Below are 25,961 nucleotides of genomic sequence, written 5' to 3'. Positions count from 1 at the left end.
CCCCCCCCCCCCCCCCCCCCCCCCCCCCCCCCCCCCCCCCCCCCCCCCCCCCCCCCCCCCCCCCCCCCCCCCCGACGCGGACCCGTCAGGGGTTGGGGCCGGTGGCCACGGGGCGCCGCGGGTCCGAGGACCAGTGCGACCAGCTGCCCGCGTAGAGGGCGGCCGGGATGCCCGCCACCTCCAGCGCGAGGACCTCGTGCGCCCCGGAGACCCCGGAACCGCAGTACACGCCCACCTCGGTGTCCGGTGTGGCGCCCAGCGCGGTGAACCGGGCCCGCAGGGTCTCCGCCGGCAGGAACAGCCCGTCGGGGCCCACGTTGTCGGTGGTCGGTGCCGACACCGCGCCCGGGATGTGGCCGCCGACCGGGTCGATGGGCTCGACCTCGCCCCGGTAGCGCTCCCCCGCCCGGGCGTCCAGGAGCAGCCCTGTACGGGCCAGGGCGGCCGCGTCGTCGGCCTCCAGCAGGCCGGAGGGCCCCGGGTTTGGCTTGAAATCACCCTCGACCGGAGTGGGCGCGTCGGCGGTCACCGGGCCGCCCGCCGCCGTCCACGCGGCCAGGCCCCCGTCCAGGACTCGCACGTTCGGGTGACCCGTCCAGCGCAGCAGCCACCAGGCGCGGGCGGCCGCCCAGCCCTGGCCGCCGTCGTACACGACCACCGGTTCGTCCGCCCGCACCCCGGCGCGGCGCATCACGGCGCCGAAGTCCTCCGGGTCGGGCAGCGGGTGGCGGCCACCGGACCCGGGCGGGCCTGCCAGTTCGCGGTCGAGGTCGACGTACACGGCGCCCGGCAGGTGCCCTGCCTCGTAGGCGGGGCGCTGGTCGGGTCCGCCCAGCTGCCAGCGCACGTCCAGGAGCACGGGCGGCCGGGCGGCGGCCAGCTCGTCCATCAGGGCGGAGGCCGAGAGAATCGCAGTCATGGGCCCATCTTCCTCCCCGCGCCCACGGCCGTGTAACAAGCCGGACATCGACGGGCCGCAGTGATTCGGTCATCTCCGTCAGCCGCCGTACCGTCCGGCCCGGTCGGGGCGCGCGGCGCCCCGCGGAGTGGAAGCATCAGCGGCGTCATTCGGGACACGACGGAGGAGACTGCTGACATGACCGAGGCAGCGGGGGCTTCGCGGCGGCCGTCCGGCACACCGTGCTGGGTGAGCCTGATGGTGCACGGCCTCGGGAGGACCGAGGACTTCTACGCCGACCTGTTCGGCTGGGAGTACGAGCCGGGACCCGCGCAGCTCGGCCCGGGCGTCCGGGCCGTCCTCGACGGGGAGGAGGTGGCGGGGATCGGCGAGATGCCGCCGGACCGGCACCTCCCGGTCGCCTGGACCACGTACTTCGCCACGGACGACGCCGACTGCGCGGCCGAGGCGATCCGCTCCTGCGGCGGCACGGTGGCGGTGGGCCCGATGGACGCCGGGGCCGAGGGGCGGGTGGCGATCTGCTCCGACCCGCTGGGGGCGATCTTCGGGATCTGGCAGGACTCGGAGCACGGGCGGCGCTACGGGGTGCCGGGGACACCGGTGTGGAACGAGCTGGTCACCCAGGACACCTCGACGGTCGGCAAGTTCTACGAGCACGTCTTCGGCCACGAGGCCGAGCGGCACCCGGCGGCCTCGGCCGACTTCGACTACCTGACCCTGCGGCTGGCCGGCCGGCCGGTGGCCGCGGTCCACGGGGTGGGCCGGTCGCTGCCGCACGACCGGGGGCCGCACTGGATGACCTACTTCGAGGTCCGCGACACGGACGCGGCGGCGGCCCGGGTCACCGGACTGGGCGGCCGGGTGCTGAGCCCGCCCCGGGACCGCATCCGGGGCCGGCTGGCCCTGGTGGCGGACCCGGAGGGCGCGGTGTTCGCCCTGGTGCGCTCGGCCGGGCAGGACTAGGGCGTCCCTTCCGGATCTTGCCGGGTCCGCGCCGCCCGGCAAGATCCGGAAGGGACGGCCCGGTGCTGTGGCCGGAGGGGTGTGCCTGCCGGGCGTCGCGGGGCGGTGAACCCGTCACAGCAGTGGGCCGTCCGGCGGTCACGGGCCGGACGGCGCCGGGCCGAGCGGCAGCGGGTGGGGGCGCTTGGCGGTGCGGCCGTCGCCGGAGGAGGTGCCCCGCAACCGCCGGCCGAGCCACGGGCCGAGGAAGCCGGCCGCCCAGCCCACCTCCGCCGCCACCGCCCGGGCGGCGCTACGGGGCGGCCGGGGCGGCAGGGGGCGCCGCCAGGCGTCGTCGCTGCCCGGCAGGGCCAGGGCCTCGGCCAGGGCGGCGGCGATCCGGGCGTGGCCGAGGGGGCTCGCGTGGAGCCGGTCGGTGCTCCACATCCGCGGGTCGGTCGCGACGGGCGCCCGGGCCGTCTCGGCGACCACGACGCCGTGGCGCGCCGCGGCGGCGCGGACGCGGGCGTTGAGCTCCTCCACGCGGGGGCGCAGCGGCCGGGCCATCGGCGCGATCCGGCCCACGTCGGGGAAGGTCGCGGTCGCCACCCGGGCCCCGGCGGCGGTCAGCGCGGCGAACACGGCCTCCAGTTCCCCGGCCACCGCGGCGGCGTCGAACCGCGGCCGGAGCAGGTCGTTGACGCCGGCCACGACGGTGGCCACGTCGGGCCGCAGCTCCAGGGCCGGCCCCAGCTGTCCGGCGCGGACCTGCCCGGCGAGGCGGCCGCGGACGGCCAGGTTGGCGTAGAGCAGGCCGGGGTGGGCGGCCGCGAGGTGCTCGGCGAGCCGGTCGGCGAAGCCGCGCAGGCCCGCCGTGTCGTCCCCGTCCCCGAGCCCCTCGGTCTGGCTGTCGCCCAGGGCGACGTAGCGCAGGGGTTCACCGTTCGGCATGGGACCGCCGCCTTTCCCGCAGGACGTCCGCGGCCCGCAGGCACCAGTCCCGGTGCTCCCGTTCGAAGGCGATGCCGCGCAGGCAGGTCAGGTAGCGCCCGACCCGTTCGCCGTGCAGGAGGTACTCGGCCTCGTCCAGGTCGCCGCGCATGTCGTCCAGGAGCTTTCCGAGGAGTTCGAGCTTGGCCCCGGCCGCGGCCGCCCGCCGTTCCAGCTGCTCGATGACCGGGCCGGTGCCGATGCGGTCGGCGGTCTGCACCTTGACGAGCAGGTCGTCGCGGATGGACGAGGGCTTGGACGCGGCCTCGGCGAACCGCTCCAGCTCGGCGCGGCCGGCGTCGGTGACCCGGAAGAGGCGCTTGTTGGGCCGGCTCTCCTGGACCACCTCCCGGCCCGCGACCAGTCCGTCCGCCTCCAGCCGGGCCAGCTCGGCGTACAGCTGCTGGGGCAGGGCGTGCCAGAAGTTGGCGACGCTGATGTCGAAGGCCTTGGCCAGCTGGTATCCGCTGTACTCGTCGTCGAGCAGCGCCGCCAGGACCGCGTGGCGCAGTGCCATGTCCGGTCCCCCTTCCCATTCCTCGTACGCCTCGGCATCATACTCAAGAAAGTGACTAGTCAGATTGTTGAGTAGTCGCGTTTCCGAGGATTCCAGGAGGGGTCATGGAGACTGCCGAACGCTTCCGCACCGCCGTGGAGAAGCGCGATCTCGCCGCGCTGGACGCTCTGTTCACGGACGACGTCCGCCTCTACAGCCCGGTGAAGTTCGTACCGTTCGAGGGCAAGGCGATGGTCCTGGGCCTCTTCGGGGTCCTGCTGCGGACCTTCGAGGACCTGCGCTACCTGGGCCGGCTGGAGGGGGAGGCCGAGACGAGCGCGGACGGGGAGGCCGCCCCGTCGGTGGTGCTGCCGTTCCGGGCGCTGGTGGCGGGCCGGCAGATCCACGGGATCGACCTGCTCCAGTTCGACGGGGAGGGCCGGATCAAGGAGTTCACCGTGATGGTCCGCCCCCAGTCCGCCGTGCACGCCCTGGGCCAGGCCGTCCTCGCCGGACTGGTCGAGGACGGGCTCGCCCCCGGCCCCGCCTGAGCGCCCGCCGGCTCCGCCCGGGGGCTGGTCCGACGCCGGGCCGGCATCGGGGGACACGGCCGGCGCGGGCCGGGCGGGGCCGGGAGGGCCGGCCTAGGCCGGCTCGCGGGCCGCGAGGTGGAGGAGGGAGCGGGCGGCCAGGCGGTAGCCGTAGGAGCCCAGGCCGGCGATGACGCCGGCGGCCAGGGGGGCGATCACCGATTCGTGGCGGAAGCGCTCGCGGGCCCAGACGTTGCTGAGGTGGACCTCGATCCAGGGCGGGGTGTAGCTCGCCAGCGCGTCGCGCAGGCTCCAGCCGGCGATCATCAGGGCGCCCGGGTTCACGATGGCGCCGACGGTGGTGTCGCAGTGGTGGTGGACCGCGCGGACGAGCTCGCCCTCGCAGTCGCTCTGGACGGAGCGGACCTCCCAGCCCCGCGCGCCCACCTCCTCGGCGACGGCCGCCTCGATGTCGGCCAGCGTGTCGGTGCCGTATATCTCCGGCTCGCGGCGGCCCAGAACGCCCAGGTTCGGACCGTTCAGGAGAAGCACGACGCTCACGGGACAACACCTCGCTGTGGCTGGGGGACCGGGTCGTCCCCATGCTGACCGGGGGGCCGGGCCGCGCGCCATCATCAGGGCTGATAGTCCCGGCCGCGACTGAGGATGGCCGGGGAACGACTTGACTGCTCGTCCGATCCGTTCGGACACCTCACGAATGATCACGCTTCGGGGCACCGGCGCCGTCTCGACCGGCACTCGAAGCTGGGCTGAAATCCCGTTCGCCGGCCGGACCGGTACTGAATCATGAGCCGGGCCTCCACCATTCGTACGAACGGTGGACGTGGCGCGACGGATGATCCGATGACAGGAGACGTAATGCCCGATTCCGTGACTCGCTTCCTGCCACCGGTCCTCTCCGTCCTGCGCACCTGCGAGAGCGGATCCTGCGAGACGGTGAGGCTGGCCGAACTGTCGTTTTCGGCCTGGTCGCGCGGCGATCTGGAGGAGGCCGTACGGCTGGCCGCCGCGGCCGCCCGCCGGCAGTCCTCCTGCCCCGGCGCATGTACGGGGCCGGCCATGGTCTGGCATTCCGCGCTGCTGGTCAGGATCCGTGAACTCGCCTCCGGGGCGCGGGTGCTCGCCGGCATAACCGAGCTGGCGGCCACCGCCGCCCACCCCGACGGACTGGTGGCGGCCTCGCTGACCTGCACGGCGGACCTCGCGTTCACCCGGGGCGACGTCGGCTCGGCCGCCGACCTGGCGGGCAGGGGGGTGCTCAAGGCCCAGGAGGCCGACCTCGCCTGCCTGCTCCCCGAGGCGCACACCGTCCTGGCGCTCAGCGCGCTGCGGCGGGGCGACATGAGCACCAGCCTGGACTTCGTCAACCAGTTGCGCGAGGACGCCCTCCTCGGCCGGACGGCCGACCGGCCCAGCCAGTGCGCCTGGGCGGCGGCCCAGTACCTGGAGGTGCAGGGCGGCGCGAAGTCCGCCGAGCACCTCGTCGTCGGCATCATCACGGACGACCAGCTCCTCCTGGACCTGCTGTCCTCGCAGCCCGCCGCCGCCTCCTGGCTCGTCCGGGCCGGGCGGAACCTGGGCGACGAGGCCCTCGCCCGGCGGGCGGGCGCCGAGGCGGCGCGGCTGGCCGAGCGCAACGGGGGGCTCCGGTCGGTCGAGGCGGCGGGGATGCACGCCGACGGGCTGCTGGCGGAGGACCCCGAGCGGCTCATCGCCGCCGCACGGTCGCACCTGGACCTGTGGGCCGGCGCCTCCGCCTACGAGGACGCGGGGAACCTGCTCTCCGAGGTGGACCGGGAGCGGGACCGGGCCGTGGAGGTGCTGGAGCGGGCGGTGGACGGGTACGCGAACTCGGCCGCCCCGCGCGATGCGCGCAGGGTCGTCAGCAGGCTCCGTTCCCTCGGGGTGCGGCGCGGCCGCTATCCGCAGTACGGCGGCCAGGACGGGGCGAGTACCGGCTCCCTGACGGTCACGGAGGCGGCGGTGGCCGAACTGGTCAGCCAGGGGTTCACCAACTCCCAGGTGGGCGAGCACCTGTTCATCTCGGGGCACACCGTGGCCTTCCACCTCAAGAAGATCTTCCGCAAGATGAACGTGGCGTCCCGGGTGGAACTGACGCGCACGTGGAGCCGCGTACCGGCCGCGGCGCCCGAGCTGGCGAACGCCGGCTGACGCCCGGTATGACGCCGTCCCGCCGGAGCGGATCCCCCGGGGACGGCGCCAGAACCTCAGACCCTCGCGGCGGGCGAGGGCGCCGGATCGCGCTCCCCGCCACCGCCCAGGCCCATCCGGCTCTCCGCCGTCTCCTCGACCCGCGCCATGGCGGCGCGGAGGATGGGCGGCGCCATGAGGGAGGTGACGATGGCGACGAGGACGATGACGGTGTACGTCTCGGCGCCGAGGATGCCGAGCCGCAGGCCCACCATCGCCACGATCACCTCGATCACCCCGCGGGAGTTCATGCCGGCGCCGAGCGCGAGGGCCTCCCACCGGTTGAGCCCGCTCAGCTTCGCGCCGACGTACGCGCCGACGAACTTGCCGAGGATGGCCACGGCCAGCACGGCGACGGCCGTCAGCAGGACGGCGGGCCGGACCAGTGCGGTGAGGTCCATCCGCAGCCCGGCGGTGGCGAAGTAGACCGGCGCGAGGAAGGCCAGCACCGTGGTGCGCAGCGGGGCCAGTTTCTCCGGGTCCAGCTCGCCGCTGGTGCTGACGAGCACGCCGGCGACGAAGGCGCCGAAGACGGCCTCCAGGCCCAGCGCGTGGGTGCCCGCCGACCCGAGCAGGACGCTCAGGGCCGCCACGGCGACGGTCGGCCCGGCCTGCGGCGAGCGGTTGGCCGCGCGCAGGGCGAGCCGTACCAGGGGCCGGCCCGCCAGGAGCGCGACGAGCACCACGCCCACGGGGTGGAGCAGGGAGGTGGCGATCTTGCCGGTGGTCAGGCCGGCCGTGGCCATCGCCGAGACGATGGAGAGCAGGAACCAGCCGATGACGTCGTCGATCACGCCCGAGGCGAGGGTGAGCTGACCGACCTCGCGGTGCAGCAGGTTCATGTCCATCAGCGTCTTCGCGATCACCGGGATCGCGCTGACGCACAGGGCCACGCCGAGGAACAGGGCGAACACGGTCTGGTCGGTGCCGTCCGGCAGGAGCGAGACGGGCAGCAGGAAGCCCGTGGCGACACCGAGGCCCAGGGGCAGCAGCAGCCCGGCGAGGCTCACCCGGACCGCTGTGGCCCCCCGCCGCTTGACGAGGTCGAACTTCAGCTCCATGCCGGTGACCCCGACGAGCAGCAGGACGCCCAACTGGCCTACGGCGTCCAGGAGGTGCATCTGCTCGGGCTGCTTCGGCAGCAGCCACGCGGAGAAACCGGGCAGCAGGTGACCGAGGACCGAGGGGCCGACGAGGACCCCCGCGAACAGCTCGCCGACGATCGCCGGCATCTTGAAGCGCGCCGCCAACTGCCCGAGTGCCAGGGCCAGGAGGAGCAGCAGGGCCAGCTGGAGCAGGAGCACCAGCAGGGAGTGCTGGGCGATGGTGGGTACGGGTGCCGCGCTCAGGACCATCTCACGCCACCACCGCTCGGCCCCGGGCGGGTGCGTCGGCGCCCTGCCCCGCCAGCAGCTCCCGCAGGAGTTCGATCACCCGTACGCTCTCGCGCGGCTCGGCGAGGTAGAAGTGGCCCCCCGGGTAGACGTGGAGGTCGGTCGGGCCGGAGGTGTGGTGCTCCCAGGCCGCCGCTTCGCCGACCGTGACACGGGGGTCGCTGTCCCCGGTGAGCACGGTCACCGGGCAGTCGAGCTTCCGGCCGGGGTCGTGTGCGTACGTCTCGACCGCGCGGTAGTCGCTGCGGATGGCGGGCATGATCATTTCCAGCAGTTCGGGGTCCGTCAGCATGGTGCTGTCGGTGCCGCTGAGCTTTCGGAGCTCGGCGACGAGCTGCTGGTCCGTCGCCGCGTGGATCCGCTCGTCCCGCACGCAGGAGGGGGCGCGCCGGCCGGAGGTGAAGACCCGTGCGGGCGCGGGGAGTCCGGCGTCCTGCATGCGCAGCGCCACCTCGTAGGCGAGGACGGCACCCATGCTGTGCCCGAACAGCGCCAGGGGCTTGTCGTCGAGGTGCCGGACCGCGTCGAAGATGCGGTCCGCCATGACGTGCAGGTCGGGGATGTTCGGTTCGTGGCGCCGGTCCTGGCGGCCGGGGTACTGGACGGCCAGCACCTCCACCGAGGGCGCGAGCGCCCGGGACACCGGGAAGTAGAAGCTCGCCGAGCCGCCGGCGTGCGGCAGGCACACCAGGCGGGTCCTCGCCTGCGGTGCCGGATGGGATCTGCGGACCCATTTCGTGAATTGTTCCGCTGGTTGAGGCACGACCGGGAATTCCCTTCAGGAATAGCCTTGCATTGTCCCTCAAAAGCGTAGGGCGGGCGTCCGCGCCCGGGCATCCCCCGACCTGATAGGCCGACTCCCTCGTACCGGGAATCGAAATGCCGTAACCCGCGGAGGGATGCGCGGAGTCGGGCCCGTCGCCGCTGACGGCGACGGGCCCGTGGCTCAGGCGGCCGGGCGGCGGGCGACGATCCGCGCGTGGTGAGGGTCGGTCTTCCCCGCCCGGATCATGGCCGTCAGCACCTCCTCCACGAACTCGTCGCCGCGGTCTCCCAGCGCCGCGGCCTGGGTGGCGAAGCCGGCCAGCTTGTACCGCTCGCGCATCTCGGGCAGGTCGGCCATGGTCTTCTTCGCGCTGAACGGGTGGGGCAGTTCGGGCTCGTAGTGCACGAGTTCGAGGCCCGCCTCCCGGAGCACCGCGGCCACTTCCTCGGCCGGGTACTCGTACGACCCCGGCTGCGCCTCGGCGAGCAGGTCCTTCCACTTCGGGCTGCCCGCGATCTCCCGCAGGATCCCGAACATCCCGGGGCCCTCCCCCCGCGGGTGGGCACCGGTCCACTGGAGGACGACGTGCCCGCCGGGGCGCAGGCCGCGGGCCATCCGCCGCAGCGGTCCGTCGATCTCGGTGACCCAGTGCAGCACCCAGGAGGAGTGGATGACGCTGAACCGCTCCTCCGGGAAATCCAGTTGCTCGGCCGGGCAGACCTCGGCCTCCACGGGCAGGCCCTCGCACAGCGTGCGGGTGGCCTCCACCATGGACTGCGACGCGTCGGTGGCCCAGACCTCGAACCCCCGCTCCGCGACGAACCGCGCGACCTCTCCGGTACCGCAGCCGATCTCGGCGAACGCCCCGCCCCGCTCCAGGGCCTCACCCGTGAGGGAGAGGGCGGCCAGCGCCGTCTTGACGTGCGGCGCGTTCACCTGCGCGAAATCCTCCGCCTTCCAGGCGTGGGTTTCGGTCATCGACTCAATCCTTTCAACAGGGCCGACACACCGGTCAGTCGATGCGTTCGGCGGTGAGCTGCCAGACCTGCGACAGGATCTGGCCCTGCTCGTCGAGCTCCAGGTCGGGGGAGGCGGGCTTGCCCGTCAGGCGGGTGAGGATCTCGGGGGTGAGCGAGGTGTCGTAGAGGGCCGGCTTGATGGAGGTGATGTCCCAGAACCGGCCGACGGTCTCGCGGAGGTTCTGCTCGCTGATCCGCTGCAGTACGGGGAAGGCGGAGGGCAGTTCCTTGGCGAAGCAGAAGAGGTGCAGCCGCGCGCCGGGCCGGGTGGCGCGGTGCAGGGTGGCGACGTAGCGCTGCTGGTTCTCCTCGGTCAGGCAGTGGTAGAGGGCGCTGTCCACGACGGTGTCGAAGCGGTCGTCGAAGCCGTCCAGGGCGGCGGCGTCGGCGACGGCGAACTGTACGTCGAGTCCCTGGGCGGCGGCCCGGCGGCGGCATTCGTCGATGGCGTTCGCCGACCCGTCGACGCCGGTGGTGCGGTAGCCGCGCGAGGCGAGGAAGATGGCGTTGTCGCCGAGGCCGCAACCGACGTCGATCACCTCGCCCTTGATCTGGCCGGCCTCCTCCAGCGCCACCAGCGCCGACTGGGCCCGGCCGATGTCCCACGGGGTGGGCAGCGCTTCGGGGGTGTCCTCGCGGTAGCCCTCGTACACGGCTTCCAGGTTGAGGTTCTGCAGGGTGACGTTGCGCAGCGTGTACTTCTGTTCGGTCACGTGAGTCTCCAGCGACTGGTTCGATGAGCGTAGGACAGGCGTTGCCGGCCGGGCATCCCCCGGTCTGATAGGTCCGCGTCGGGGCGGGCGGGCGTTCAGCCGAGCGTCAGCGGGATCCGTTCGGCCCGGGTGAAGCCGGGGCGGAGCGTCCAGGGGACCTCCTCGCGGGCCACGGCCAGCGACAGGCCGGGGAACCGGGTGAACAGCGCGTTGAGCGCGACCTCCGCCTCCAGGAGGGCCAGCGGGGCGCCGAGGCAGTAGTGGGCGCCCTGCCCGAAGCCGAGGTGGGCGTGGCCGGTGTCGCGGGTGACGTCGAGGCGGAGCGGGTCCTCGTACTTGCGCGGGTCGGTGTTGCCGGACAGGAGCAGCGGGACGATCGGGTCGCCCTTGGGGATGGTCACGCCGCCCAGTTCGACGTCCTCGACGGGGTAGCGGGGCTGGCCGAACTGGGCGGGGCCCAGGCGCATGAGCTCGTTGACCGCCTGCGTCCAGCGGGACGGGTCCTCGCGGAGCAGCGCGAGCTGGTCCCGGTCCTCCAGCAGGGCGAGGACCGCGTTGCCGAGCAGGTACGTCGTCGTCTCGTGGCCGGCGATCACCATGGTGAAGACGAGGGAGACCATCTCGCGGTCGGAGAGGCGGTCGCCGTCGTCCTCCTGGGCCTGGATGAACGCGCTGATCAGGTCGTCGCGCGGCTCGGCGCGGCGGCGCGCGATGATGTCGAGCAGCTGTCCGATGCTGTCGCGGAAGACGGCGGGGAGCCGTTCGACGTGCGCCATGGGGGTTGACAGGACGCTGCCCCAGTCGTGCCACTGGGGGCGGTCCGCCTCGTCGATCCCGATCAGCTCGCAGATGACGGTGATGGGCAGCGGGTAGCTGAAGGCCTCCATCAGGTCGACGGGGGTGCCGTCGCGGCCCGCCTCCTCCATGCGGTCGAGCAGCGCGGCCGTGATCTCCTCGATGCGGGGGCGCAGTCCGGCCACGCGGCGTGCGGTGAAGGCCCGGGAGGCCAGCTTGCGCAGCCGGCGGTGGTCGGCGCCGTCGATCTCGAAGATCTTGTCCGCGAGGTAGTCGACCAGGTCCGTGGGGATGTTGAGCTTCTTCATGATGGTGAAGCGGTCGCGCGGGGCGGCCCCGGGCACCGACGCCGGGTTGTTGACGAACCGCGGGTCCGTGAGCAGTCGGCGCACGTCGGCGTAGCGGCTGACCAGCCACATCGGCGGGCCGCCCATCAGGGTGCCGGTGAGGACCGGCGCCTGCTCGCGCAGCCGGGCGTACTCGCCGAACGGGTCGGCGATCAGGTGCGGCGAGAGCAGCTCGACGGGATCGGCCTGGGTCCCGGTGGTGGTGGTCATGGGTCTTGCCCTTCTGGGTCGGAGAAAAAGCGGACCTAAAGAAAAACGGCGGACCGGATTTCGCAGCGCGCCCCTGACCGCAGCCGAACCGGCTCCCGCAGGTTATGGAGGGGTTGTCCGAGTCCGCATCCCTCGACCTGATAGTCCTTTGCGGATCCTTTGACACGCCTGTACCGGCGAAATACTCTTCTGGCGATTTTTCAGGGGCGGAATTTCCGAGTGGGGACCGAGGCCGACATGAGAACGCACGACACGTACTCGAATGCGACGGACACGGACGTCGTCGTCGTGGGCAACGGCCCCGTCGGCGCCACCCTGTCGGTGCTGCTGGCCCGGCGGGGCTGGCGGGTGACGGTCCTCGAACGCCGGCCCAGGCCGTACCGGCTGCCGCGCGCCACCAGCTTCGACGGGGAGACCGCCCGGCTGCTGGCCGCCACGGGCATCGGCCCGCGGCTGGGCCGGGTGACGGAGCCGGCCAACGGCTACCAGTGGCAGACCGCCGCCGGTGCGGTGCTGCTGGACATCGAGTTCACCGACGCCGGACCGTACGGCTGGCCGGACGCCAACACGATGCACCAGCCGGCGCTGGAGGAGCTGATCGCCGCCGAGGCGGAGGCACTCGACGGGGTCACGGTGCTGCGCGGCCACGAGGTCGTGGGGATCGCCGACGGCGAGGACCGGGTGGAGGTGACGGCCACCACCGGCGACGACGAGACGCGGGTCTTCTCCGCGCGGTGGGTGGTCGGCTGCGACGGCGCCAACAGCTTCGTCCGCGAGCACCTGGACGTCCCCGTCACCGACCTCGGGTTCTCGTACGAGTGGCTGCTCTGCGACGTCGAGCTGCACGAGCCCCGCGCGTTCACCCCGACCAACGTGCAGATCTGTGACCCGGCGCGGCCCACGACCGTGGTGGCGAGCGGACCGGGGAGGCGGCGCTGGGAGTTCATGCGGCTGCCCGGCGAGAGCGCCGCCGAGCTGGGCCGGGACGAGACGGTCTGGCGGCTGCTGGCGCCCTTCGGGGTCACCCCGGCGACGGCGACGCTGCTGCGCAGCACCACCTACATCTTCCAGGCCCGCTGGGCCGACCGCTGGCGGGTGGGGCACGTCCTGCTGGCCGGCGACGCGGCGCACCTCATGCCGCCGTTCGCCGGCCAGGGCATGTGCTCGGGCATCCGCGACGTCGTCAACCTGGCCTGGAAACTGGACCTCACGCTGCGCGGCGTGGCCCCCGAGTCCCTGCTGGACACCTACGCGGAGGAGCGGCGGGCGCAGGCCAGGGAGGCGATCCTGGCGTCGGTGCAGCTGGGCCGGGTGATCTGCGTGACGGATCCGGCGGCCGCCGCGGAGCGGGACGCCACCGTCCTGGCCAACCGGCGGGGCCGGCCGGCGGGCCGGCCGGAGCCGGCGAAGCCGCTGACGGGCGGGCTGCTGCGGCGGCGGTCCGGGACGCAGGAGGCGCAGGAGCCCGCGGGTGCCGTCGTACCGCAGGGGCGGGTGGCGCGGCCGGGCGGTCCGGAGGGGCTGTTCGACGAGGTGGTCGGCCGCAGCTTCGTCCTGCTGACCACGGACGACGCGCACACGGGGCTCGACGCGGAGCGGCTCGCCTTCCTGGCGGAGCTGGACGCCCGGGTGGTGCGGCTGCTGCCGCCCGGCCGGGAGGCGCAGGGGGACGGCGTGGCGGACCTGGACGGGGTCTACGGGCCGTACCTGGCGCGGTTCGGGGCGACGTCGCTGCTGGTCCGCCCGGACTACCACGTCTTCGGCGCCGCGGCCGGCCCGGAGGGTGCCGCGTCCCTGGTCGACGACCTCCGGACCGCCCTGCGCGCCGCGGTCCCGGCGGGCACCCCCCGCTGACGGCTCCCCCGACCCCACCCGCATACGACGGCCCCCACCCGGCCCGTTCCGCCACATCCACCCGTCCGGGCCACCCAGCCCGTCGGATACCGGCACCGTCAGATGCCCGGCCCCCCACGCGCCCGGGCCACCGGGTGCCGGGACCGTCAGGCACCCGGACCGCCGGGGCCCGGACCATCGGATGCCCGGGCCGCCGGATGCCCGAACCGTCAGGGGCCGGACCATCGGGCGCCCGGGCCGTCAGGGGCCGGGCCGTCAGGGCCCGGGACGACGGGTACCCGGACTCTGACGTACCCGGGCCGTCAGGGGCCCGGCTGTGTTTCGCGGCCGGGCGGTGGGGGCGGAGGTGGCGGGGAGTCAGGGGGTTGTCAGTCGGGCCAGGGCCAGGGCGCCGCGGAGGGAGGAGAGGCCGCCGAGGGCCGCCGGCCGTACCGGCAGCGGGGTCTGGCCCGGGCGGGCGAGGGCGGCGAGGTGGGCGCAGACGCCGGTGACGATCCCGGGGACGCCGGCCGCGAATCCGCCGCCGACCACGACGAGCCGGGGGTGGAGCAGTTCCTGGACCCCTGACACGGCGGCGGCCAGGGCCGCGCAGGTCCGGTCGACGGCGGTGACGGCCCAGGGCTCCCCCTCGTCCAGCGCCCGCACCAGTTCCTCGAAGGCGACGGGCGCCCCGCGCAGCAGGGCCGCACGGTCGAGGGTGGCCGGCCCCGAGGCGACGGCCTGGAGGCAGCCGCGGCGGCCGCAGACGCAGCGGGAGCCGTCCAAGTCGACGATCACGTGCCCGAGCTCGAAGGAGCCGCGGTCCGGGCCGGGGCAGAGCCCGCCCCGCAGGACGAACCCGCCGCCGACGCCGGTGCCGACCCCGAGGTAGAGGAGGTCCTCGCAGCCGGACTCCCGGGCCTCGGCGAGGGCGCCGAGGTCGCCGTCGTCGGCCCAGGCGGTGGCCGCTCCCGGGAACAGCGCGCGCAGCGCCCCGGCCAGGTCGAGGCCGTTCCACTCGGGCCGGCTGGGCCAGGCGACGACCCGGCCGTCCGGCCCGACCGTGCCGGGCATCGCGACGCCCACCGCGCGCAGCGGCCCGGCGAGCCTCCCGCGCAGCCCGTCCACGTGGCGGGCGAGCCGTTCCAGGTCCCGGGCGGCGCTGTGCCGCGGGTCCCAGCGGAAGGAGGACTCGTCGACGCACCGCCCGTCGGCCTCCGCCCGGAAGGCGACCTTGGTGCCCCCGATGTCGACACCGAGGTGATGTGCCTGCCGCATGCCGTGGTGTCCCTCAGACGCGCGGCACGGCCGGGCACAGGGCCAGCAGTTCGGCGGGGCGGTGCAGGACGGTGCCCGGTCCGGAGGCCAGCAGGGCGTCCTCGTCGTCCACCTCCGCCCACAGCGCGGCGACCGAGGCCACCCCGGCGCCGTGGGCGCTGGCGATGTCGGTCGGCGCGTCGCCGACCATCACGGCCTCCTCCGGCGACAGCCCCAGCAGCGCGAGGGCGTGCTCCACTATGTCGGGGGCGGGCTTGGGGCGGGCGACCTCGTCCGAGCCGATGACGTGGTCGAAGAAGGACAGCAGGCCCAGTTCGTCGAGCAGGGAGCGGGCCCGCTTCCCCGCCTTGCCGGTGGCCACCGCCAGCTTGAACCCGCGGGCGCGCAGGGTCAGCAGGAGCTCGCTGATGCCGTCGAAGACCGGCACCTGGGGGGCGAGCCGGTAGCTCTCGCGGACGAAGGGCTCCTCCATCTCCAGCGGAAGGCCCATGATCCGCATGATGTCGGGGAAGTAGCGGCCCTGGTGGCGCCGGTACTCCTCGAAGGGCGCCTCGCCCTCGCCGACGACCTCCCGGTAGGCGATGGCGAACGCCTCCTCCATCACCGCGAAGCTGTCGACGATGACCCCGTCGAGGTCGAAGATCACGGCGCGCCGGACCGCCGGGAGGGTGTCCGTCGCCGCTGTTCCTACCGTTGAAAGTGTCACGTGATGCCATCCCGTGGGTGTGCTGGTCCTGTGGGACCGGTGGTGCGGCCGGGTCGGCCGCCGGTCGCGCCGTCGCCTACCGGTAGGCGGGGACGGCGTCGCGGGTGCGTGCGGACAGGGCCGACGCGTAGAAGTCCTCGATGACGCCGACCGTCGTCCGGGCCTCCCCGATGGCCCGGCCCCGGTTGCGGGGGTCGGCGAGGACGGCGGCCAGGCGGTCCAGCTGGCGCCGGTACTCGTTGCCGATCGGCTCGTCGGGCACCGGCACCGAGGTGGTGGTGCCTTCGCGGGTGAGGGTCAGCTCGGAGCGCCGCCGGTTGGGGCTGAAGCCGAAGGTGCACCTGAGCTCGGCGGTGCCCTCGCCGCCCACCACCTGGATGCGGGTCACGTCCCGTGCCTCGTGCGAGGCCCAGCTGGCGTGCAGCGAGACGGAGATCCCGTCGTCGCGTACGAGGAATCCGCGGGCGGTGTCCTCGACGTCGCCGGCCGCCGCCGCGGCGGGCCGGTCGTGGCGCCATGCCGCGCTCCAGGAGCCGGCGTTGACGAAGTCGTTCGCCGTGACGCCGACGACCTGCGCGAAGCGGGCCGGGCCGAGCAGGGAGGCGAGGGTGTCGAGCAGGTGCCAGCCCAGGTCGAGCAGGACCCCGCCGCCGGCCTTGCTGCGCTGGGTGAACCAGCCGCCGGCCTGCGGGACCCCGCGGGCCCGCACCCAGGCCAGGTCGACGTGGCGGATGCGGCCGAGGCCGGGCAGCTCGTCCGCGAGGGCGCCGACGTCGGCGCGGTACGGGGCCGCGCTGCCGGCCAGCAGCATGGCGCCGCCGCCGCGTTCGGCGGCGGCCAGGGCGTCGGCCTCGGCGGAGGTCAGGCAGACCGGCTTCTCCAGGAAGACGGAGACGCCCCGGCCGAGCAGGGTCGCGGCCACCTCGGCGTGCAGGAAGTTGGGGACGGCGACGACGGCGAGGTCGACCGAGCGGGGGCTCAGCGCCTCGACCGTCGAGTAGACGGGCAGGCCCGCCACCCCGCCGAAGGCTTCACGGGCCTCCGGCCGGGTGTCGACGACCGCCACCACCTCGAAGTCGGCGTGCTCGCTCAGCAGGGGCAGCCACAGCTCGCGGCCCGCCCAGCCGAGGCCGACGACGGCGACCCGGACGCTCATGCGGCGCCCACGACGTCGGCGATGATCTCGGCCGTGCGCCGGATGTCCCCTTCGCTCGCGAGCAGCACGCGGTGGTGCAGCCAGATGCAGTCCTGGCTGAGGGCGTCCGCGTGGGGGCAGCGCCGGGCGAGCTCCTCGGGGGTGGTGTCGGGCGCGCCGATCTCCCAGAAGGCGTCGGTGCGGTAGATCGCGCGGAAGCCCGCGAACGCCGGGACGCCGATCTCCACCAGGCGGTCGACGACGGCGTTGCGCTTCTCCTCGGAGATGCCGGGCACCCGGAACATCGCCATGTAGTGCGAGGGGACGTCGGTGCGCTCGTCGCCGCGCTGCGGGACCACGCCGTCGATGGAGTCGAGCAGGCCGGAGAGCAGCTCCCAGCGCTGGTGGCGGGTGGCGATCTGCCCGTCGAGGCGGCGCAGCTGGGCGCGCAGGACCGACGCCGAGAACTCGTTGAGGCGCAGGTTGGAGCCGGCGATGGAATGGAGGTAGCGGCGGTCGGTCTTCGGCCGTCCGCAGCTGTGGCGCAGGAAGGCGTTCTCGTACATCTCCGCGTCGGGGAAGAGGACGGCGCCGCCCTCGCCCGCGGTCATCAGCTTGCCGTTCTGGAAGCTGAACGCGGCGACCGAGCCGAGCTCGCCGACGCGCTTGCCCTGCCAGCGGGCGCCGTGGGCGTGCGCGGCGTCCTGGACCAGGGGGACGCCGGTGTCGGCGGAGAGCTTGTCGAGGGCGTCCATGTCGGCGAGGAAACCGGCCATGTGCACCGGCATGATCGCCCGGGTGCGCGGGGTCACGGCGTCGGCGGCCCGGGCCACGTCGATGTTGAAGGTGTGCTCGTCGACGTCGACGGGGACGGCGACGGCGCCGAGGCGCTGCGCGGCCTGGGAGGACGAGATGAACGTGAAGGCGGGGACGATGACCTCGGAGCCCGGGCCGACGCCGAGGACCTGGAGGGCGAGTTCGAGGGCGTGGGTGCCGTTGGTGACGGCGAGGGCGTGGGGGGCGCCGTGGTGCTCGGCGAACTCCCGCTCGAAGGAGTCGACCTCGCTGCCGCCCATGCGCCACCACTGGCCCTGTTCAAGGGCGCGGATGAGGCCTTCCCGCTCGTCGTCGTCGTACTGGGGCCACTGGGGGAATTCCGGTGCCTGTCGCGCGTTCATGTTTCTCCAGAGGAAATGGATATGGCTCGACGCGAGATGCGGAGCGGGCGTCGAAATAGGCTGGATTACCGGTCCAACGTAGGTCTCGGAACGCTGCTCCGCATCCCTCGGTCCGGTAGTTCTCGGGGGATTTCACTTCAAATCGAAGAACGCTCGATATGAATTCAGTTGGCCCTCTAGCATGTGAATCCCGTGATGGACGGGGTGGCCCTGTGCGGCGGCTTCGCGCAGGAGCCGCGTCTCGTGGGGCTTCATGACGACGTCCGCCACGAGCGCGCCCGCGGGCAGGGCCTCCAGGGGGAACGGGAGGGGGTCGTCGGGGCGCATGCCCAGGGGGGTCGCGTTGACGGCGATGTCGGCGTCGGCCGGGTGCGGTCCGGGCAGGGCGCGGACCCTTCCGGGCCAGTGCGCGTCGAGGCGGGCGGCGAGGGCGTCCCGTTTCGCGGTGTCCGCGTCGTACAGGGAGAGCCGGGCGGCGCCGGCCGCCAGCAGGGCGGCGCCGACGGCGCTGCCGGCGCCGCCGGTCCCGACGAGCGTGACCCTCCTGCCCCGCGGGTCGTGGCCGGCGCCGACCAGGCCGGACACGAAGCCCGAGCCGTCGAAGTTCTCGGCCAGCCAGCTGCCGTCGGGCTCCCGGCGCAGCACGTTGGCGCTGCCGACGACCTCCGCGGTCGGGCCGCGGCGGTCGGCGAGCCGGCACACGGCCGTCTTGTGGGGCACCGTGACGAACATGCCGTCGAGGTTCTCGACACGTTGGAGGCCGCGGACGACCCGTTCGAGGTGTTCCGGCCGGGCGTGCACCGGGACGAGGACGGCGTCGATGCCCAGCTCCGCGAAGACCGGGTTCATCAGGGCCGGCGCCCGGACCTGGGCGACGGGGTCGCCCAGGACGGCGTACAGCCGGGTGGCGCCGGTGACGGGGATGCCGGCGGCGGGGTGTCCCGTCATCGCGCCACCGCCCCGGCGCCGGTGACCGCTGCGGCCGCCCATTCCGCGGTCAGGGTGGCGATTTCGTGCGCCTGTTCCGCGTTGAGGCGGGGATCGCAGGCCGTGCGGTAACGGGTGGGGAGATCGGCTTCCGTGATTCCGCGGGAGCCGCCGACGCATTCGGTGACGTCCTCACCCGTCATTTCGATGTGAATGCCGCCGGGATGGGTTCCCAGGCGCCGGTGGACTTCGAAGAACCCGGCGATCTCGTCGGCTATGTGCCGGACGTCGCGGGTCTTGTAGCCGTTGGCCGAGGTGTGGGTGTTGCCGTGCATCGGGTCGCACTGCCACACCACCCGGTGGCCGGAGGCGGTGACCTCCTCGACGATGGCCGGCAGGACCTGGCGGATCCGGTCGTGTCCCATGCGGCTGACCAGGGTCAGCCGGCCGGGTTCGCGGTGCGGGTCGAGCCGCCGCACGTAGGCGGCGGCCGCCTCCGGGGTGGTACCCGGGCCGATCTTGAGGCCGATCGGGTTGGAGAGGAGTTCCGCGAAGGCGATGTGGGCGCCGTCGAGCCGGCGGGTGCGCTCCCCGATCCACAGGAAGTGGCCCAGCGCGCTGGACAGCCGGGGCGCGGGCCCGCTGGTGTCGGCCCGCAGCAGGGAGCGCTCGTAGTCGAGGAGGAGCGCCTCGTGGCTGACGTGGATCTCGCCGCCGCCCGCGTCCGCCGCCGTTTCCGCGCAGAACGCGCGGACCAGGTCCATCGCGCCCGCCGCGTGGGCGTGGGCCCGCAGCATCCGGCCGGGGTCGGGGGTGCGGGCCGCCGGGGTGGGTTCCGCCGAGTTGATCATGTCGCCGCGGTAGACGGGCAGGCCCTGCGCGTCGACGCTCTGGGAGCGGGGTTTGGCGTACTGGCCGGCCATTCGGGCGATCTTGACGACGGGCAGTCCGGTGCGGCGGCCGAGGACCGCGGCCATGTCGGCGAGGCTGCGCAGGTTGGCCCGTACGTGGGCTTCGGTGTTGGCGGCGAAGGTTTCGGCGCAGTCGCCGCCCTGGACGAGGAAGGCCTCGCCGCGGGCGACCGCGGCGAGCCCTCCGCTCAGCCGTGCCGTCTCGGCCCGCGTCACGATCGGCTCGGCCCGCGACAGCCGTTCCCGTACCTCCCGGGCCAGCCGCGGGTCCGGCCAGACGGGCTGCTGTGCGGCCGGTCTGGCCAGCGCCGCCTCCAGGCGGGTGGCCAGCGCCGCGTCCGGGGGCGGGGCGGTGCCTGCCGGGGCGTCGGGAGCGACCGGGGCGTGGGGGGCGGCCGGCCACTGCATCGTGCGCGTCATGTGAGCACCGCATCGTTCGAGGAGGCTCCGGGCACGGCCTCGCCGACCAGGTCGGCCAGGCCCGCCCGGGGCATCCGCTCCAGGACGTCCGCGACCAGCCCGTGCGGTACGTCGTCCACCAGTTCCGCGCCGTTCGGCCCGTCCAGCACGAACGTGAGGCCGGTGAGGGCCTTCTTGTCGTGCCGCATCAGCCGTACGAGCGTCTCGGTGGCGGGCCCTTCGGGCAGGGCCGTGGGAAGGCCGTAGGACCCGACGACCTCCTGGTGCTCGCGCACCCGCTCCTCGCCGATGCGGCCGAGGGCCCCGGCGAGGCGGCCCGCGAAGACCGTGCCGATGGCGACGGCCTCGCCGTGGCGCAGCGCGAAGTCCGTGGCCCGTTCCAGCGCGTGGCCCAGCGTGTGACCGTAGTTGAGCAGGTGCCGTGGTCCGGCGTCCCGTTCGTCCCGCTCCACGATGCCGGCCTTGAGGGTGACGCTGGCGGTGATCTGCTCCGGCAGCGACAGCCCCCGCAGGTCACCGGCGCCGATGAAGTGGCAGCGGGCGATCTCGCCGAGGCCGTTGAGTACCTCCCGGATGGGCAGGGTGGAGAGGTAGTCGGTGTCGCACAGCACGGCGCTGGGCTGCCAGTAGGCGCCGACGAGGTTCTTGCCGGCGGGCAGGTTCACCGCTGTCTTCCCTCCGACGCTGGCGTCGACCTGGGCGAGCAGCGTGGTGGGCAGGTGGACGACCGGGACGCCGCGGTGGTAGAGCGCGGCCGCGAGTCCGACCACGTCGGTGGTGGTTCCGCCGCCGCAGGAGACGACGACGTCGGACCGGGTGAGCCCGAAGCGTACGAACTCGCCGCACAACGCCTCCACCGTGCTGAGGGTCTTGTCCCGCTCGCCGTCCCGGGCCGGCAGCAGCAGGGTGTCCACCCCGGTGTCGGGCACCCATTCCTCCGGGCGGGCCGACACGACGACGGCCCGTCTGGCGCCCAGCCGTTGGACGGTCTCGGCGAGCGACGCGCGCACGCCCGGGCCGATGAGTACCTCGTACGAATGGTCTCTGAGGCGCAGAGGAATGGAAGCCATGGTCCGCCTACTTGCCCGCCGTCGCCCTGCGGACCCGGGACTCGGCCCGCTCCTTGCGGTCGGCCTCGTCCAGGTGCGGGTAGGCGGGGCAGCCGAAGACCCGCTTGAACGGCGCGAACGTGTCCCACTCGGTGCGCTTGCGCATCTCCTGGGCGACCGGGTTGTGCTCGCTCCAGAAGTCGCCGCCGATGAGGCGGACGAGGTACTTCTCCAGGGTGTCGCGGTCCGTGGAGCGGGCGGCGTCCGCCGCCACGGCGACCAGTTCGCCGTCGTAGTAGGCGTGGATGAGCCGGATGTAGGTGTCGTAGCCGGTCTTGAAGAAGCTCGCGTACCGGTCGATCAGGTGGTCCTCGGCGGCCGGGTCGTCGAGGGCGGCGCCGATCGTCTCGGCGGCGCGGACGGCGGTGGCCGTGGCCACCAGGACGCCGCCGGAGAACATCGGGTCGCCGAAGCAGCCGGCGTCGCCGACCATGACCCAGCCGGGGCCGGTGACCGTGTCGGAGTGGTAGCAGTAGTCGGTCTCGACGCGGAGGTCGCTGGTGGGGTGGGTGCCGGTGAGGCGGGCGGTGATCCGCGGGATGCGGCTCACGTGCTCCTCGAACGCCTTCTCGGGGGTCGAGCCGCGCAGGACGTCGCGGGGCATGACCGTGCCGACGCTGATGGCGTCCTTGGAGAGCGGGATCGCCCACACCCAGCCGTCGTCGTGGGCGCCGACCTGGATGTCGCCCTCGACGCCCAGGTTGTGGCTCTCGTCGAGCCCGGCGTAGTGCCGGAACACGGCGACCATGCGGAGCTTCTCCAGCGTCTTGCGCAGGCCGAAGCGGTTGGCGATCCGGCCGGCGCGGCCGCTGGCGTCGATGACGTACTTCGAGCGGACCTCGTGCTGCTCGCCCTCGCGCTCGTAGCGGACGCCGACCATGCGGTCGCCCTCCATGAGCAGGTCGTTGACGTTCGCCCCGAAGAGGACCCGTGCGCCGGCGGCGGCGGCCTGCTCGGTGAGCATCTTGTCGAAGCGGGCGCGCTCGACCTGGAAGGCGCTGGAGTAGCGGCCGTCGCCCTGCTTGGTGAAGTCGGCGCGGAAGACGCCCTCGAAGAACTTCTTCTCGGTCGGGTCGATGAACTCGCCGCCGAACTTGGGGACGTAGCCCTGGGCCTCGACGGCCTCGCGCAGGCCGATCTGGTCGAACATGCCCATCATGTAGGGCAGCAGGGACTCGCCTATGTGGAAGCGGGGGAACTCGTCGCGTTCGAGCAGCACCACGTCGTGCCCCTGCCGGGCGAGCACCGTGGCGCTGACGGCGCCGGCCGGTCCTCCGCCGATCACGATCACGTCGGTCGTGTCGTTTGCCATCACATTTCCCTTCGGATTCTTTTGCTGACGCGCCCGCGAGGTATGGCCTCGCGGCGGTGGCTGAAAGTGGCGGACGAGGGGGCGAATCAGCCGGTTTCCCCGGCGAGGATGCTGTGGATCAGCGCCCGGTGCTCGTTGTCGTCCGTGATGGTGCGGGCCTGCTCGCGGCCGTCACGGACCGTCAGATGACGGCGCCCCTTGAGTACGGCCTGGCCGTTCTCGAAACTCCGGCCGCACAGGATTTCGCGGCCGTCCCGCGGCCTTTCCGCCGCCAGGATCTCCCGGAGGAGGTCCTCCATTTCCTTCCAGTCGCTCCACTGGCGGGATTCCATCGTGAAGGTGTAGACGACGCTCCACCGGGTGACGGCTCCGCGGCGCTGGAGGGCGATCTCGTTCCCGCGGTCGACCAGCCGGTACTGGCACCGGTACTGCGTCTGTACCGCGTCGGTGACCAGCAGCGGCTCGATGTAGGAAGGCCCAGGATATCCAACGTCCACCAGCCATTCCTGCCCGTCCAGCGTGACGCGACTGAACATGTGCTCGACATCGAGCGCGAATGCCTCGGCCCCTTCGGCGGTCCGGGCCGCCATCAGCGTGACCTCGTATCCGAGTGCGCGCAGCAGGCGGAAGAACAGGCGGTTCAGCTGGAAACAGGTTCCGCCCTGACCGTTCATGACGGTCGTTTCGAACATGGCGTCCTCGTCGATGTCGACGAGGTTCACGCCGTTTTCGTGGTTCTCGGTGACGCCGTTGTACGGAATCGCCATGAGGTGGTGCTTGTGCAGTTTCCGCAGGGTGGCGATGTCCACCCCGGTTTCCCCGGCACAGCCGATCCGCCGCAGGTACCTGCCCACGTCGAACATGTCGATGACCTTCTTTCGGACTTCGGGCCTCAGACGGCCAGGGGACCCGCGGCCTGGGCGCCGCACAGCAGCTCGTGCAGGTATCCGGCGAGCAGACCCGGCGTCGGGTGGTCGAACACGAGGTTGGGAGAGAGCTTGCGTTCCGCGAGGGTGCGCAGCCTGTTGCGGAGCTCGATGGCGGTGAGGGAGTCGAAGCCGATCTCGAACAGCCCCTGGTCGGCGTCGAAGTGGTAGTTCGCGCTGTATCCCAGGACGGCGGCCACCTGCGCCCTGACCAGGTCGAGGAGCACCTTGCGCTGTTCGGCGGCGGGCAGTGCGGCCAGCCGCTCGGGCAGCCCCCGCCCCTCCTCGGCGCCCGCTCCGGCGTGCGCCTGCTGGCGGGCGGCCTTGACCAGTCCGCGCAGCATGTGCGGTACGCCGCCGCTCGCCGCGGCCCCGCCCCGGACGCCCCGCAGGTCCAGCTTGGCCGGCACCAGCTGTGCCTGCCCGGATCCGAGGGCGGCGTCGAAGAGCTCCATGCCCTCCGCCGGGGTCATCGCCATCAGGCCGCCGCGCCGGTTGAGCCGGGCCTTGACGACGTCGTCGGTGCCGGCCGCCATGCCTCCGTCGGTCTGCTCCCACAGGCCCCAGGCCAGGGAGAGGCCCGGCAGGCCGGCGGCCCGCCGGTGTGCCATCAGGCCGTCGAGGAAGGCGTTGGCGGCGGCGTAACTGCCGCTGCCGGCGCCCATGAAGACGGCGGAGACCGAGGAGTAGACGACGAACGCGTCCAGGTCCAGGCCCCGCGTCAGCTCGTCCAGGTGCCGTACGGCGTCCACCTTCGGCGCGAACACCCGGGCCAGCCGCTCGGGGGTCAGCATGCCGATCACCCCGTCGTCGGTGACGCCCGCGGTGTGCACGACGCCGGTGAGCGGGTGCTCGGCCGGTACGGACGCCAGGAGTGCTTCTGCCTGTTCCCGGTCGGAGAGGTCGCAGGCGACCACGGACACGGTGGCGCCCTGCTCGCCCAGTTCGTCGACGAGTTCCCGGACGCCTTCGGCCTGCGGGCCGCGACGGCTCGCCAGCAGCAGGTGCCGTACGCCGTGCCGGGCGACCAGGTGCCGGGCCGCGAGCGCGCCCAGCGAACCGGCACCCGAGACCAGGACGGTGCCCTCCGGCGCGAAGACCGCGGCGGCCTCCGCCGCCGGCGCTGCCGCGCGGGCCAGGCGCGGCACGAACAGGGCCGTCCCGCGCACCGCCACCTGCGGCTCACCGCAGGCCAGCACGGCCTCCAGAACCCCTTCCGCACCGTCGTCCGCGGCGGGGTCGCCGTCCAGCAGGACGATCCGGTCCGGGTTCTCCGCCTGCGCGGCCCGCACCAGGCCCCATACCGCCGAGGCGGCCGGGTCGGTCACCGTCGCCTCGCCGGCGGCGGGTACCGCTCCACGGGTCAGGACCAGCAGCCGCGACTCCTCCAGCCCGGCCCCGGCCAGCCAGCACTGGACGACCTCCAGCACCCGGTCGGCCAGGTGCAGCACCGGGTCCCCGCCTTCGGGGAGCGGGGCGGCGCCGGTGACGGCCTCCAGTACGGCCAGCGCCGGAGCGGCCGCACGGCCTTCGATGACGTCGTCGGCGAGGGTGGCCACCTCTTCCGCGGTGGCCACCGCCACCCACGACGGGGCGGCCCCGCGTCCTTGCGTCTGCGGCAGCTCGGTCCACTCGACCCGGAACAGCGGGTTGGCGGGGCGGGCCGTGCCCGCGGCCGTCTCCAGCTGTTCTGCGGAGACCACCCGGGACACCAGGGAGTCCAGGGTCACCACCAGCCGGCCGGTCTCGTCCGCCGCCTCCAGGGCCAGTGCCTCGGGCTCCGGCTGGGAGAGGCGGACGCGCAGCGCCGGAGCCCCGGCGGCGTGCAGGGCCAGCCCGTTCCACGCGAACGGCAGCCGCAGCTCCTGGCCCTCGCCCCCGGCCGACGGGGGCTGCGCCGCACCGTTCAGCAGCGGGGAGTGCAGGGCGGCGTCCAGCAGCGCCGGGTGGATGCCGTACCGGCCGGCTTCCGCACGGTGCTCCTCGGGCAGGGCGACCTCGGCGAAGAGCTCCTCGCCGCGCCGCCACACCGCCCGTACGGCCCGGAACGCCGGCCCGTACCCGTATCCGACCCCGGCGATCACCTCGTAGCCGCCGCTGATGTCGACGGGCTCCGCTCCGGCCGGCGGCCAGGCGGCGAAGTCGAACCCGCTGCCGCGCAGACCGCCCGGCACGGCGGCGCCTGCCGACAGCGTGCCGGAGGCGTGCCGCGTCCAGCCGTCGCCGTCGGCGGCGGCGTCCTCGCGGCGGGAGTAGATCTCCACGGTGCGCGCACCGTTCTCGCCGGGGCCGCCCACGGCGACCTGCACCTGGACCCCGCCCTGCGCCGGCACCACGAGCGGTGCCTCGATGACGAGTTCCTCCAGCAGCTCGCAGCCGGCCTCGTCGCCCGCCCGTACGGCCAGTTCGACCAGGCCGGTCCCGGGGACGATGACGACTCCGTCGACCGCGTGGTCGGCGAGCCAGGCGTGCGTGCGCAGGGAGAGCCGCGAGGTGCAGAGAAGCCCGTCGGACTGCGGGAGCTGCACCACCGCTCCGAGCAGCGGGTGTTCGACACCGGCGAGGCCCAGCGAGGCCGCGTCGGTGGCCGGTTCGGCGGCCTGGATCCAGAAGTGCCGGTGGTCGAAGGCGTACGTCGGGAGGTCCGGGCGCGCGGAGCCGGGCGTGGCGGGCAGGGCCTCGGCCCAGTCCACGGCCACTCCCCCGGCGAACAGCTCGGCCATGGAGGTGAGCAGGCGGCGCACACCGCCGTCCTCACGGCGCAGGGAGCCGGCCACCACGACCTCGGTGTCCGTGCCGTCGACGGTCTCGTTGATCGGCTGGACCAGCACCGGGTGGGCACTGACCTCGACGAAGACCGTGTGGCCCTGGGC

The 25,961-nt window shown here is 73.7% G+C and carries 23 protein-coding genes; 4 read left to right on the top strand and 19 right to left on the bottom strand.

Features of this window, described 5'->3' with window-relative positions; all coding sequences use genetic code 11:
• Positions 1-85: 85 nt before the first annotated feature.
• The gene (locus tag WDV06_RS28155) at positions 86-919 is read right to left on the bottom strand and encodes a sulfurtransferase (RefSeq protein WP_395512602.1); all 834 of its coding nucleotides are present in this window, start codon (positions 917-919) and stop codon (positions 86-88) included.
• Positions 920-1,096: 177 nt separating this feature from the next.
• Here WDV06_RS28155 and WDV06_RS28150 point away from each other — a divergent pair, with 177 nt between their 5' ends.
• The gene (locus WDV06_RS28150) at positions 1,097-1,882 is read left to right on the top strand and encodes a VOC family protein (protein ID WP_395512601.1); all 786 of its coding nucleotides are present in this window, start codon (positions 1,097-1,099) and stop codon (positions 1,880-1,882) included.
• A 138-nt stretch (positions 1,883-2,020) separates the two neighbouring features.
• On the opposite strand, the gene WDV06_RS28145 is transcribed toward WDV06_RS28150, so the two are convergent.
• Both WDV06_RS28145 and WDV06_RS28140 read right to left on the bottom strand, forming a co-directional pair.
• Positions 2,021-2,812 (bottom strand): SGNH/GDSL hydrolase family protein, encoded by a 792-nt coding sequence (locus tag WDV06_RS28145; protein WP_395512600.1) that lies wholly within the window; start codon positions 2,810-2,812, stop codon positions 2,021-2,023.
• Positions 2,799-3,368, bottom strand: coding sequence for a PadR family transcriptional regulator (locus tag WDV06_RS28140; RefSeq protein ID WP_395512599.1), 570 nt, complete (start codon positions 3,366-3,368; stop codon positions 2,799-2,801). The genes WDV06_RS28145 and WDV06_RS28140 overlap by 14 nt, the downstream gene beginning before the upstream one ends.
• Positions 3,369-3,472: 104 nt before the next feature.
• On the opposite strand from WDV06_RS28140, the gene WDV06_RS28135 reads away from it, so the two are divergent.
• Entirely contained in the window at positions 3,473-3,898 is a 426-nt protein-coding gene (locus WDV06_RS28135) for a nuclear transport factor 2 family protein (protein WP_395512598.1), read from the top strand.
• A 93-nt stretch (positions 3,899-3,991) separates the two neighbouring features.
• On the opposite strand, the gene WDV06_RS28130 is transcribed toward WDV06_RS28135, so the two are convergent.
• Positions 3,992-4,438 (bottom strand): type II 3-dehydroquinate dehydratase, encoded by a 447-nt coding sequence (locus WDV06_RS28130; protein WP_395512597.1) that lies wholly within the window; start codon positions 4,436-4,438, stop codon positions 3,992-3,994.
• A 318-nt stretch (positions 4,439-4,756) separates the two neighbouring features.
• Here WDV06_RS28130 and WDV06_RS28125 point away from each other — a divergent pair, with 318 nt between their 5' ends.
• Positions 4,757-6,070 (top strand): LuxR C-terminal-related transcriptional regulator, encoded by a 1,314-nt coding sequence (locus WDV06_RS28125; RefSeq protein WP_395512596.1) that lies wholly within the window; start codon positions 4,757-4,759, stop codon positions 6,068-6,070.
• Positions 6,071-6,126: 56 nt separating this feature from the next.
• On the opposite strand, the gene WDV06_RS28120 is transcribed toward WDV06_RS28125, so the two are convergent.
• From WDV06_RS28120 to WDV06_RS28100, 5 genes are all read right to left on the bottom strand, one after another.
• Positions 6,127-7,464 carry a cation:proton antiporter gene (locus WDV06_RS28120; RefSeq protein ID WP_395512595.1) on the bottom strand — a complete coding sequence of 446 codons (1,338 nt, stop codon included), beginning with the start codon at positions 7,462-7,464 and terminating at the stop codon, positions 6,127-6,129.
• Position 7,465: 1 nt separating this feature from the next.
• Positions 7,466-8,266 (bottom strand): thioesterase II family protein, encoded by an 801-nt coding sequence (locus WDV06_RS28115; RefSeq protein ID WP_395512594.1) that lies wholly within the window; start codon positions 8,264-8,266, stop codon positions 7,466-7,468.
• A 183-nt stretch (positions 8,267-8,449) separates the two neighbouring features.
• The gene (locus WDV06_RS28110) at positions 8,450-9,247 is read right to left on the bottom strand and encodes a class I SAM-dependent methyltransferase (protein WP_395512593.1); all 798 of its coding nucleotides are present in this window, start codon (positions 9,245-9,247) and stop codon (positions 8,450-8,452) included.
• A gap of 34 nt (positions 9,248-9,281) precedes the next feature.
• Positions 9,282-10,001, bottom strand: coding sequence for a class I SAM-dependent methyltransferase (locus tag WDV06_RS28105; RefSeq protein ID WP_395512592.1), 720 nt, complete (start codon positions 9,999-10,001; stop codon positions 9,282-9,284).
• A 95-nt stretch (positions 10,002-10,096) separates the two neighbouring features.
• Positions 10,097-11,353 (bottom strand): cytochrome P450 family protein, encoded by a 1,257-nt coding sequence (locus WDV06_RS28100; protein WP_395512591.1) that lies wholly within the window; start codon positions 11,351-11,353, stop codon positions 10,097-10,099.
• A 237-nt stretch (positions 11,354-11,590) separates the two neighbouring features.
• On the opposite strand from WDV06_RS28100, the gene mhpA reads away from it, so the two are divergent.
• On the top strand, positions 11,591-13,207 hold the full coding sequence (mhpA, locus tag WDV06_RS28095; RefSeq protein ID WP_395512590.1) for a bifunctional 3-(3-hydroxy-phenyl)propionate/3-hydroxycinnamic acid hydroxylase MhpA: 1,617 nt from the start codon (positions 11,591-11,593) through the stop codon (positions 13,205-13,207).
• A 357-nt stretch (positions 13,208-13,564) separates the two neighbouring features.
• On the opposite strand, the gene WDV06_RS28090 is transcribed toward mhpA, so the two are convergent.
• The 10 genes from WDV06_RS28090 to WDV06_RS28045 all read right to left on the bottom strand — a co-directional run.
• The gene (locus WDV06_RS28090) at positions 13,565-14,464 is read right to left on the bottom strand and encodes an ROK family protein (RefSeq protein ID WP_395512589.1); all 900 of its coding nucleotides are present in this window, start codon (positions 14,462-14,464) and stop codon (positions 13,565-13,567) included.
• Between the two features lie 13 nt (positions 14,465-14,477).
• Positions 14,478-15,170 carry an HAD-IA family hydrolase gene (locus WDV06_RS28085; protein ID WP_395512588.1) on the bottom strand — a complete coding sequence of 231 codons (693 nt, stop codon included), beginning with the start codon at positions 15,168-15,170 and terminating at the stop codon, positions 14,478-14,480.
• Positions 15,171-15,246: 76 nt separating this feature from the next.
• Positions 15,247-16,326 (bottom strand): Gfo/Idh/MocA family protein, encoded by a 1,080-nt coding sequence (locus WDV06_RS28080; RefSeq protein WP_395512587.1) that lies wholly within the window; start codon positions 16,324-16,326, stop codon positions 15,247-15,249.
• Positions 16,323-17,483 carry a DegT/DnrJ/EryC1/StrS family aminotransferase gene (locus WDV06_RS28075; protein WP_395512586.1) on the bottom strand — a complete coding sequence of 387 codons (1,161 nt, stop codon included), beginning with the start codon at positions 17,481-17,483 and terminating at the stop codon, positions 16,323-16,325. The genes WDV06_RS28080 and WDV06_RS28075 overlap by 4 nt, the downstream gene beginning before the upstream one ends.
• A 132-nt stretch (positions 17,484-17,615) precedes the next feature.
• Entirely contained in the window at positions 17,616-18,431 is an 816-nt protein-coding gene (locus WDV06_RS28070; RefSeq protein WP_395512585.1) for a shikimate dehydrogenase family protein, read from the bottom strand.
• Positions 18,428-19,741, bottom strand: coding sequence for a 3-deoxy-7-phosphoheptulonate synthase (locus WDV06_RS28065; protein WP_395512584.1), 1,314 nt, complete (start codon positions 19,739-19,741; stop codon positions 18,428-18,430). Before WDV06_RS28065 ends, WDV06_RS28070 begins: the two co-directional genes overlap by 4 nt.
• The gene (locus WDV06_RS28060) at positions 19,738-20,811 is read right to left on the bottom strand and encodes a 3-dehydroquinate synthase family protein (RefSeq protein ID WP_395512583.1); all 1,074 of its coding nucleotides are present in this window, start codon (positions 20,809-20,811) and stop codon (positions 19,738-19,740) included. Before WDV06_RS28060 ends, WDV06_RS28065 begins: the two co-directional genes overlap by 4 nt.
• A gap of 7 nt (positions 20,812-20,818) precedes the next feature.
• Positions 20,819-22,162, bottom strand: coding sequence for an NAD(P)/FAD-dependent oxidoreductase (locus tag WDV06_RS28055; RefSeq protein ID WP_395512582.1), 1,344 nt, complete (start codon positions 22,160-22,162; stop codon positions 20,819-20,821).
• 86 nt (positions 22,163-22,248) lie between these two features.
• Positions 22,249-23,025: an arylamine N-acetyltransferase gene (locus tag WDV06_RS28050; RefSeq protein WP_395512581.1), complete on the bottom strand. Its 777-nt coding sequence runs from the start codon at positions 23,023-23,025 to the stop codon at positions 22,249-22,251.
• Positions 23,026-23,054: 29 nt separating this feature from the next.
• A partial coding sequence (locus WDV06_RS28045; RefSeq protein WP_395512580.1) for a type I polyketide synthase occupies positions 23,055-25,961 on the bottom strand: 2,907 nt, incomplete at its 5' end.

The organism is Streptomyces racemochromogenes, assembly GCF_044129415.1.
Taxonomy (GTDB): Bacteria; Actinomycetota; Actinomycetes; order Streptomycetales; family Streptomycetaceae; genus Streptomyces; species Streptomyces racemochromogenes_A.
This window is presented reverse-complemented; position numbering and strand designations above follow the sequence as displayed.